Source organism: Limnohabitans sp. (genome assembly GCF_031539175.1).
Taxonomy (GTDB): Bacteria; Pseudomonadota; Gammaproteobacteria; order Burkholderiales; family Burkholderiaceae_C; genus Limnohabitans.
In genome coordinates this window covers 1-8,126 of sequence record NZ_JAVKLQ010000077.1, presented here as the reverse complement: position 1 = coordinate 8,126, position 8,126 = coordinate 1, and the positions used below count along the sequence as shown (strand labels likewise).

At 55.6% G+C, this 8,126-nt stretch carries 12 protein-coding genes; 9 read left to right on the top strand and 3 right to left on the bottom strand.

Going from position 1 to position 8,126, the window contains the following annotated elements; all coding sequences use genetic code 11:
* Nucleotides 1-69 precede the first annotated feature (69 nt).
* From RMS95_RS14395 to RMS95_RS14385, 3 genes are all read left to right on the top strand, one after another.
* Nucleotides 70-591 (top strand): hypothetical protein, encoded by a 522-nt coding sequence (locus RMS95_RS14395; protein ID WP_310646888.1) that lies wholly within the window; start codon nucleotides 70-72, stop codon nucleotides 589-591.
* An 81-nt stretch (nucleotides 592-672) separates the two neighbouring features.
* Nucleotides 673-1,500 (top strand): hypothetical protein, encoded by an 828-nt coding sequence (locus RMS95_RS14390; RefSeq protein WP_310646887.1) that lies wholly within the window; start codon nucleotides 673-675, stop codon nucleotides 1,498-1,500.
* Nucleotides 1,497-1,898: a hypothetical protein gene (locus RMS95_RS14385; RefSeq protein ID WP_310646886.1), complete on the top strand. Its 402-nt coding sequence runs from the start codon at nucleotides 1,497-1,499 to the stop codon at nucleotides 1,896-1,898. Before RMS95_RS14390 ends, RMS95_RS14385 begins: the two co-directional genes overlap by 4 nt.
* Before the next feature lie 186 nt (nucleotides 1,899-2,084).
* On the opposite strand, the gene rsmI is transcribed toward RMS95_RS14385, so the two are convergent.
* A complete protein-coding gene (gene rsmI / locus RMS95_RS14380; RefSeq protein WP_310646885.1) occupies nucleotides 2,085-3,002 on the bottom strand; it encodes a 16S rRNA (cytidine(1402)-2'-O)-methyltransferase in 918 nt (305 codons plus the stop codon).
* Nucleotides 3,003-3,014: 12 nt separating this feature from the next.
* Here rsmI and RMS95_RS14375 point away from each other — a divergent pair, with 12 nt between their 5' ends.
* Genes RMS95_RS14375 through RMS95_RS14365 form a run of 3 tightly spaced genes read left to right on the top strand, consistent with a single transcriptional unit; the run spans nucleotide 3,015 to nucleotide 4,718 of the window.
* Nucleotides 3,015-3,404 carry a YraN family protein gene (locus RMS95_RS14375; RefSeq protein WP_310646884.1) on the top strand — a complete coding sequence of 130 codons (390 nt, stop codon included), beginning with the start codon at nucleotides 3,015-3,017 and terminating at the stop codon, nucleotides 3,402-3,404.
* Nucleotides 3,405-3,429: 25 nt separating this feature from the next.
* Nucleotides 3,430-4,029 carry a phosphoheptose isomerase gene (locus tag RMS95_RS14370; RefSeq protein ID WP_310646883.1) on the top strand — a complete coding sequence of 200 codons (600 nt, stop codon included), beginning with the start codon at nucleotides 3,430-3,432 and terminating at the stop codon, nucleotides 4,027-4,029.
* Nucleotides 4,026-4,718 carry a BON domain-containing protein gene (locus tag RMS95_RS14365; protein WP_310646882.1) on the top strand — a complete coding sequence of 231 codons (693 nt, stop codon included), beginning with the start codon at nucleotides 4,026-4,028 and terminating at the stop codon, nucleotides 4,716-4,718. The genes RMS95_RS14370 and RMS95_RS14365 overlap by 4 nt, the downstream gene beginning before the upstream one ends.
* Nucleotides 4,719-4,789: 71 nt before the next feature.
* Here RMS95_RS14365 and RMS95_RS14360 read toward each other — a convergent pair whose 3' ends face one another.
* On the bottom strand, nucleotides 4,790-5,704 hold the full coding sequence (locus tag RMS95_RS14360) for an NAD(P)-dependent oxidoreductase (RefSeq protein WP_310646881.1): 915 nt from the start codon (nucleotides 5,702-5,704) through the stop codon (nucleotides 4,790-4,792).
* Between the two features lie 77 nt (nucleotides 5,705-5,781).
* Nucleotides 5,782-6,840, bottom strand: coding sequence for a PilT/PilU family type 4a pilus ATPase (locus RMS95_RS14355; protein WP_310646880.1), 1,059 nt, complete (start codon nucleotides 6,838-6,840; stop codon nucleotides 5,782-5,784).
* A 29-nt stretch (nucleotides 6,841-6,869) separates the two neighbouring features.
* Here RMS95_RS14355 and RMS95_RS14350 point away from each other — a divergent pair, with 29 nt between their 5' ends.
* The 3 genes from RMS95_RS14350 to RMS95_RS14340 all read left to right on the top strand — a co-directional run.
* Complete coding sequence (locus tag RMS95_RS14350) at nucleotides 6,870-7,592, top strand: YggS family pyridoxal phosphate-dependent enzyme (RefSeq protein WP_310646879.1); 723 nt, start codon at nucleotides 6,870-6,872, stop codon at nucleotides 7,590-7,592.
* A 43-nt stretch (nucleotides 7,593-7,635) separates the two neighbouring features.
* Nucleotides 7,636-7,917, top strand: coding sequence for a type II toxin-antitoxin system RelE/ParE family toxin (locus RMS95_RS14345; protein WP_310646878.1), 282 nt, complete (start codon nucleotides 7,636-7,638; stop codon nucleotides 7,915-7,917).
* Between the two features lie 11 nt (nucleotides 7,918-7,928).
* The coding region (locus RMS95_RS14340; RefSeq protein WP_310646877.1) for a HigA family addiction module antitoxin at nucleotides 7,929-8,126 on the top strand (198 nt) is incomplete at its 3' end.

Here is an 8,126-nt window from a genome sequence, read left to right as displayed (position 1 = left end):
TTTGGTATCGTTCTTCTCGGCTGAGGTGCTTGTACATTGGGCAATTTCGATTTGGCGGTTAAAGCGGCCATGATGCTCTCGCATCCTCAGCCACCTATAACCAGTTCATCTTTGTTGCACTTCGTCCTTGAATCCGCCGAAGATAAAAAGCACCAAGAGCTAATCAGTAAACAAAGAACTGGGGTAGAGCCTTTGCCTAGGCCATGGCATAAGTTTTATAAACCGAGGATCGCAGATCCATTAGGAAAGAGCGTCGAGTCGTTGGAGTCTCAAGTGGCGATCTTTAATGTGTGTCCATATCCATCAATCTCCATGCCTGACCGAGCAATCAGGTTTGCGGCAGGACTTCCAAGTGTGTGGGCCGCTCAGAAATATCTGAGGGAAGTGCTAATTCCAAATGCCAAAGCGGGAAAGATTTTTTTGGTGATAGCTAGGAAGCACATGCTATGGGGGGTGAATAACGGCATAACTGAAGACAACATTTCTTGTGTCAGAAATAGGTTCGGCAAGTTAGATGAAGTGACGGTAAAAAAAGTTCATAACTGGATGACCAGTCAAGAGCGGAGTGAATCAGCAAAAACCGAAAATTAAATAATGAACATAACGTTGCGCCCCATCCCTCACGGCTCATATGTAGCAAGTAATGCTGAAGTAATCTCATGCACCTTCAACATGGACGGCTTTACTCCAATGAATGCTGTGCTCGTTGCGCATCAAATTGAGCGAGCACATTTCACGAACAAGACGCTAGAAACTTACCACTCTGCACGGGGCTTTCGCACGTTGGTGCATGAGGATGTGAGTCCCAATGTAATTACAAGTACAGAGACTCAAAAGTGGGACAGCATCAGCGATGCACCATTTGAAATATTGAGTACAGCCGGAGCTGTTGGAAAGTACAAATCACTTTGCTTCACGCAGTTTGCGTTTGTGCAAGGACTATTCCCTGAAATTGCATTTCGGCAATTGATGCTTGCAGCGGAGTTTTCTGAGCATTTTGGAAGTCTCGAAAAAATCACTGTGGATGTAGACGAGAGGCATATCGAACAAGCAAAAGAAATTTGGCAGGATCTGAAACGAAGGCTGTGTGAGCCACTCACAGAAGACCAGTTTGCAGAGCAAGAAGTAACCTTGGTTGATAACGTCCAACTCGACCCCGTTACAAGCACAGCGTTCCTGCTAGAGCGAGCAGAAAACGGTGATGTGAAATTCATGACTCAACTCGGGCAGCACTACCGGAACCAGACGCCAATTCTTGCGTTGAAGTGGTTAGCGCTTGCAAGTGTCAGAGGCTCAAAAGTTGCAAGCTTGCTAATTGAAGATTTAGAACACAAGATGACGGATGAAGAAAAATCCGTCGGCTACAAGTTGAGCGTTTTTTGGTTTGCCGACCAGATAAAGAAAATTGAAGCGCATCGTGATTCAGAAATGGCACCTGAGTTTGTCGCGTGGATGAAGAGCACAGATGGCTTGGACATGACTCAAGAGGCGCGCTCATGAAGTACTTAATCGCGGTAGTGCTATTTCTAGCAGGAGCTTTGACTTCCAGTGCATTCGAGTGGCTTCATGAGATCACGACTATCGAGATTGCGAACGTGAGTGAGCAACCAATTCGTTACATTGACATTCGCTATCGCGGACAAGACGAAATGCAAGGGCGTATTGCCCAAGGGTTAAAGCCTAAAGAAAAAATCACGTTCAAGTGGGTAACCTTAAGCGAAGCCAGTTTTGAGTACGTCGTAACTTTTGAAGATGGTCACCAGCTTGCTCGTACTGGCGAGTACACCTCAAGAGGGCAGACCGTCAAAGATGAAGTTGCAGCTGACACGGTGACAAGCACAAGAACTGATTTATTGTTTATCTCAACCACGCGGAAAGTCACTCGAACGGCAGATTGATCATTGGGTCTAGACCACTCCCTATCGATAAGGTGATTTATGCCCTGCAGTGGCGATTCGGCATGGATAGGACGTTAGCTCCTAACGATCCTGTCCGCTTGCTTTACTATTTGGCTGTAGGTTTGTCGTTACTTATGACGCTAGTATCGAGTTCGTATTGACCTGCCTCCCGCCAGCCGCACCATCTCAAACGTCGCTTTGCGCCTTCAGCACCAAGGCGCGTTCATACAGCGTATTGCGTGCTTGTCCCGTCAGTTCTGCTGCCAGTTTGACGGCTGTTTTCAGGGGCAACTCAGCCATCAAAAGCGTCAGCACGCGGTCGTTGTCGGCACCTGACTCCACGTTTTGTACTTGCGCATGTATCACCAATGCGAATTCACCGCGTGTGCGTTGTGCGCCCGCTTGTACCCATGCAGCCAAGTCTTGCGCAGCGACGGTGGCAATTTCTTCAAACTGTTTGGTCAGCTCACGACCCACGGTCACAGGGCGCTGACCTAACGGGGCCAACGCGGCAGCAAGTGCTTCGATGCGGTGCGGCGCTTCTAGCAGCACCTGTGTACGCGCCTCTTGTTGCAGCACCTCAACGGCGTGCATGCGCTCGGTCGCTTTGGTGGGTAAAAAACCAACAAACACAAAGCCAGACGAGTCATGTGCCGGTGTGCCGCACGCGCTCAAAAGCGCCGTCACACTGCTGGCTCCAGGCAGCGGAATCACGCGATGACCTGCCTGTTGCACTTGCCACGCCAAACGCGCCCCAGGGTCGCTCACAGCGGGCGTGCCCGCGTCGCTGACGTAGGCCACGCGCTGACCTGCTTGCAGGCGGCGCACCACCTCTTGTGCCGCTTCAGCTTCGTTGTGTTGGTGCACGGCCAGCCATTGGGCCGAGGATTTGTCGATGCCATAGGCGCGAAGCAAGGTTTGGCTGTGTCGGGTGTCTTCGCACGCCAAGGTGTCGCACAGGCTCAAGGTGTGCAGCGAACGCAAGCTGATGTCGGCCAAATTACCGATAGGCGTGGCCACCACGTACAAGGAGCCGGTCGGATAATGCTGAGCCGAGGCGGCTGCATGTGCGGCGGTCAGGGCTGAATCAAAGTTGGCGCTCATCAGGGAGGGTCTATGGAGAAGCTCAAGGTCAACACACCGCGTGAATCGACCACCAAGCAAAAAGGGGATGCGGCTGAAGACCGCGCCTTGCATCACCTACAAGCGCAAGGCTTGCAGCTGGTGCAACGCAATTATCGAACGCCCGGACGTGGTGGCGGCGAAATAGATTTAATTCTTCGTGACCGCGATGGCACGCTGGTGTTTGTCGAGGTCCGCCAACGCGGTAACTTTGACCACGGCGGGGCTTTGGCCAGCATCACGCCCGCCAAGCGGCGGCGCATTGTGTTTGCGGCGCGGCACTTTTTGATGCGTTTGACCCAAGAGCCCCCTTGCCGTTTTGATGTGGTGGCGTTCGAGTCAGACGGCCTGCATTGGTACCCCGCTGCATTTGATGCCGCGTGAGGGGCACAAAAGGTATCATTCCGCCATGTTAGAGCAACGCATTGAGCAACACTTCATCGACAGTGCCGACTTGAAATACCAAGCCGCGCAAGTCTTGTCTAAACCCATTGCAGCCGCCGTGTCTGCGGTGCTGGCCAGTGTCACCAGTGGTGGCAAGGTGCTGGCCTGCGGCAATGGGGGCTCAGCCGCTGACGCGCAGCACTTTGCCGCTGAGTTTGTTGGTCGCTTTGAGCGCGAACGTCCCGAGTTGGGGGCCATTGCACTCACCACGGACAGTTCCATCATCACGGCCATCGCCAACGACTACAACTTCGAGCAAATCTTTGCCAAGCAAGTGCGTGCGTTGGGTCAGTCGGGCGATGTGTTGTTGGCCATCACGACCAGCGGCAGTTCGCCCAACGTGTTGGCCGCCATTCAGGCCGCACACGAGCGCGACATGACGGTGGTCGCCCTCACGGGCAAAGGCGGCGGCAAGATGGGGCAAGCCCTGCGCGAAACCGATGTGCACATTTGCGTGCCACACGATCGCACCGCCCGAATTCAAGAAGTGCATTTGCTGACCATCCATTGCATTTGCGATGGCGTGGACACGCAGTTGCTCGGTGATCAAGAAGGAAACGAATGACTATGAAAAATACAAGCCAAAAGCTACTCGCCGCTCTGTTGCTCTCCTTGGGCCTGTCGGCCTGTGCCCCCGTCATGATCGGCGGCATGATGGGTGGCGCGATGGTTGCCAGCGATCGTCGTACCACCGGTATTCAGCTCGAAGATGAAGGTATTGAGCAACGCAGTGCCACTGCGCGCGATGAAAACTTCGGCACCAAAGAGCACATCAACTTCACCAGCTACAACCGCCAAGTGTTGATGACAGGGGAAGTGTCCAGCGACCGTGTTCGCCAACAAATTGAGCAACTGATTGGCCGCGTCGAAAACGTGCGTTTGGTGGCCAATGAATTGGCTGTCGGCCCTGCGTCCAGCTTTGGGGACCGTTCCAACGACGTGTTGTTGGTGGCCAAAGTCAAAGCGGCGATGGTCGACAGCGAAGACGTGTTCGCCAACGTGTTCAAAGTTGTGGCCGAGCGCGGCACGGTCTACCTGATGGGCCGCGTGACCCAACGCGAAGCCACCCGTGCCACCGAGGTGGTGCGCGGTGTGAGCGGCGTGAAGCGCGTGGTGAAAGTGTTTGAGTACATCACCGAAGACGAATTGCGTGCCATGCACCCCAACCGCACGCCGTCCTTGGAGTCGAATAGCAAACCCGTGTCGTTGACGCCACCTGCGACCAGCGGTGCGGTGGTGACGCCGATCAAATAATCGGCGCTGACCATCATAAAAAAGCCCCGCAGTTCTTTGTGAACTGCGGGGCTTTTTCGTGGAGAGGCGTTTTATTTCAAGCGCTTGATCAGGCTCGAAGTATCCCAGCGGTTGCCACCCATTTGCTGCACTTCCCCGTAGAACTGATCGACCATTTTCGTGACGGGCAACACGGCACCGTTACGCTTGGCTTCGTCAAAGACCAAGCCTAGGTCTTTGCGCATCCAGTCGACGGCAAAACCGAAATCAAACTTATCGGCCACCATGGTTTTGCCACGGTTGTCGAGTTGCCAGCTTTGCGCAGCACCTTTGCCAATCACGTCGAGCACCAAGTTCATGTCGAGGCCCGCTTTAGAGCCGAAGGCGATGGCCTCACTCAAGCCTTGCACCAAGCCCGCGATGCAAATTTGGTTCACCATCTTGGTGAGCTGGCCCGCGCCCGGCTCGCCCATCAACGTGAAGGCGCGAGAGAACGCCATGGCCACGGGTTTGACCTGTTCAAACACAGCCGCATCGCCACCACACATGACGGTCAGCAGGCCGTTTTGTGCGCCACCTTGGCCACCAGAGACGGGGGCGTCGATGAAGTGAATACCGAGGTTTTTGGCCGCCGCATAAATTTCGCGTGCCACATCGGCCGATGCGGTGGTGTGGTCCACCAAGATCGTGCCGGGCTCCATGCCTGCCAAGGCGCCGTCAGCGCCGTAAATGACAGAGCGCAAGTCGTCGTCATTGCCCACGCAGCAAAAAACGATGCGTGCGCCTTTGGCCGCTTCGCGTGGGGTCAGTGCGCTTTTGGGGGCCTTGCTGCTTGCAAACTCAGCCACCCAAGCTTGGGCTTTGGCTGGCGAGCGGTTGTACACGGTCACGGCGTGGCCAGCGCTGGCCAAGTGACCCGCCATGGGGTAGCCCATCACGCCCATGCCGATGAAGGCAACTGGCGTGGACGTGGCGGATTCGTAAGTTTTGGCGTTGATGCTAGACATGGTTCGTTTCGTTAAGAGCTGGGGTTGTAAGTGCGCTGAATCATAGGGGCTGTGTGAGCCCTGCGCTGTCACCTGAGTCAACGGCTTGCGCTAGGCAGGGGCCATTCGCCCGTTCGCCCGTTCGCCCGTGCGTCTTGCAGCGCTTGCGCCATGGTTTGCATGCCATGCGCTGCGCCTGTTTGTTGTGCGCTTTGTATCTGCGCGGTTTTTCCTTCGCGAATCAGGTTGCGAATGGCCGCGGTGGCCACCAACGTTTCAAATACGGCACAGCGGGTGGCGGGCACAGTGCCGTGCAACGCTGGCGCTGCAGGGCACAGGGTTTGCGTGATCACGCCAATCAATGCTTCGCTGAGCTGAGCGCGCACCAATGCTTTTTCTTGGGCCTCAAACACATCGACGATGCGCTCCACGCTCGCTGCCGCGCTGCGCGTGTGCAAACTGGCCAGCACCAAGTGGCCGGTTTCGGCGGCGGTGAGGGCGAGGCGGATGGTGTCGAGGTCGCGTAACTCGCCGACCAAAATCACATCAGGGTCTTCGCGTAAAGCGGCGCGCAGCGCGTGCGCAAAGCTGTGGCTGTGCGTGCCTATTTCACGCTGTGTGATGACGCATTGCGCCGAGGTGTGCACAAACTCAATCGGATCTTCGAGTGTCACGATGTGTTGTTGCGTGGACGTATTGAGGTGTTGCACCATCGCCGCCAAGGTGGTCGATTTGCCCGAGCCGGTGGGGCCGGTGACCAGCAACAAGCCGACCTGTTGCAACAACTCAGGCAGCACCCGTGGCGTTTGCAGCGCCGCTAGCGTGGGCGTTTGATTGGGGATGTGGCGCATCACGGCACCACAACCGTGTTGCTGCAAAAACGCGTTGGCTCTGAAGCGGCCTAAGCCTTCCATGGCAAACGCAAAGTCGACCTCGTGCCCTTGGGCGAAGCGGGCTTGTGCGGGGGCGTCCATCAGTGGGGTCAAAAGCGCGAGCAAGGCTTCGTGTGTGAATGGTGCTGTGTTGTTGCCAAGTGGCATCAAAGTGCCCATCACTCGAGCCATAGGTGGCAAGCCCGCAGACAGATGCAAGTCCGAAGCGTGTTGCGCCACGGCGAGGCGTAGCAACGTGTTCAGGTGGGATGGTGTGGGCGGCATGCCGGGCTCCTTGTTAAAGTTGACCCAAGATGAAAAACACAGATACAGACACACAGTTGCGCGACAAGCTCCGCGTCGTGCAAGCGCGTATTGCGGCGGCTTGCGTGGCGAGTGGTCGAAGCGTCGATGCGGTGCAATTGCTGGCCGTCTCTAAAACCTTCAGCGCCGACGATGTGCGCCAAGTGGCGGCGTGTGGTCAGCGCGATTTTGGGGAGAACTACATCCAAGAAGGGGTAGACAAAATCACCGCTTTGCAAGGTGGCGCACACCCCTTGGTGTGGCATTGCATCGGCCCCATGCAAAGCAACAAAACCAAACTCGTGGCCGAGCACTTCGACTGGGCACACACCGTAGACCGACTCAAAATTGCACAACGCCTGAGCGACCAACGCCCCGCGCACCTAGCGCCGCTGAACGTGTGCCTTCAAGTCAACATCGACGGCGGCGAAACCAAATCAGGCATCGCCCCTGCCGACGTGCTGGCGCTGGCTGCCGAAATTGCCAACCTGCCCCGTTTGGCATTGCGCGGCCTCATGACCATCCCTGACCCCGTGGATGGTTTTGACGCGCAAGTGACCGTGCACGCCAAAGCGCGCGCCTTGTTTGATGACGTGAAAGCCACGCTGAACCTGCCTCAGTTCGACACCCTGTCCATGGGTATGACGGGCGACCTAGAAGCCGCTGTGCAGGCTGGCAGCACGATGGTGCGGGTGGGGACGGCAATCTTTGGTGGGCGCAATTACGCTGCGTGATTAACTATTTGACATTAGTCATGCGTGGCGTTACTATTTGTGCATGGCGATCAAGTCTTTCAAATGCTTAGAGACACAAAAGCTGTTTGATGGCGTGCGGGTGGCGCGTTGGGTCAATATCGAACGTCCCGCTTTGCGCAAGCTCGAACAGTTGGATTGGTCAAGCGTTTTGGATGACTTGCGTGCGCCGCCCGGAAACAGACTCGAAGCCCTCAAGGGCAATCGAAAAGGCCAACACAGCATTCGTATCGGCGATCAATGGCGCGTTTGTTTTAAGTGGTGCGCTGAAGGCGCATTTGATGTGGAAATCGTGGACTACCACTGAGGTGAAATGACATGAGAAAAGTTGCACCCGTCACCCCTGGCGAAATGCTGGAAGAAGAATTCCTCAAGCCCTTGGGTTTGAGCAAATATCGACTCGCCAAGGAAATTGGTGTGCCTGCACAGCGCATTGGTGAAATTGTGGCGGGCAAGCGGTCGATCACCGCCGATACAGACTTGCGTTTGTGCCGCTACTTTGGTTTGAGTGATGGC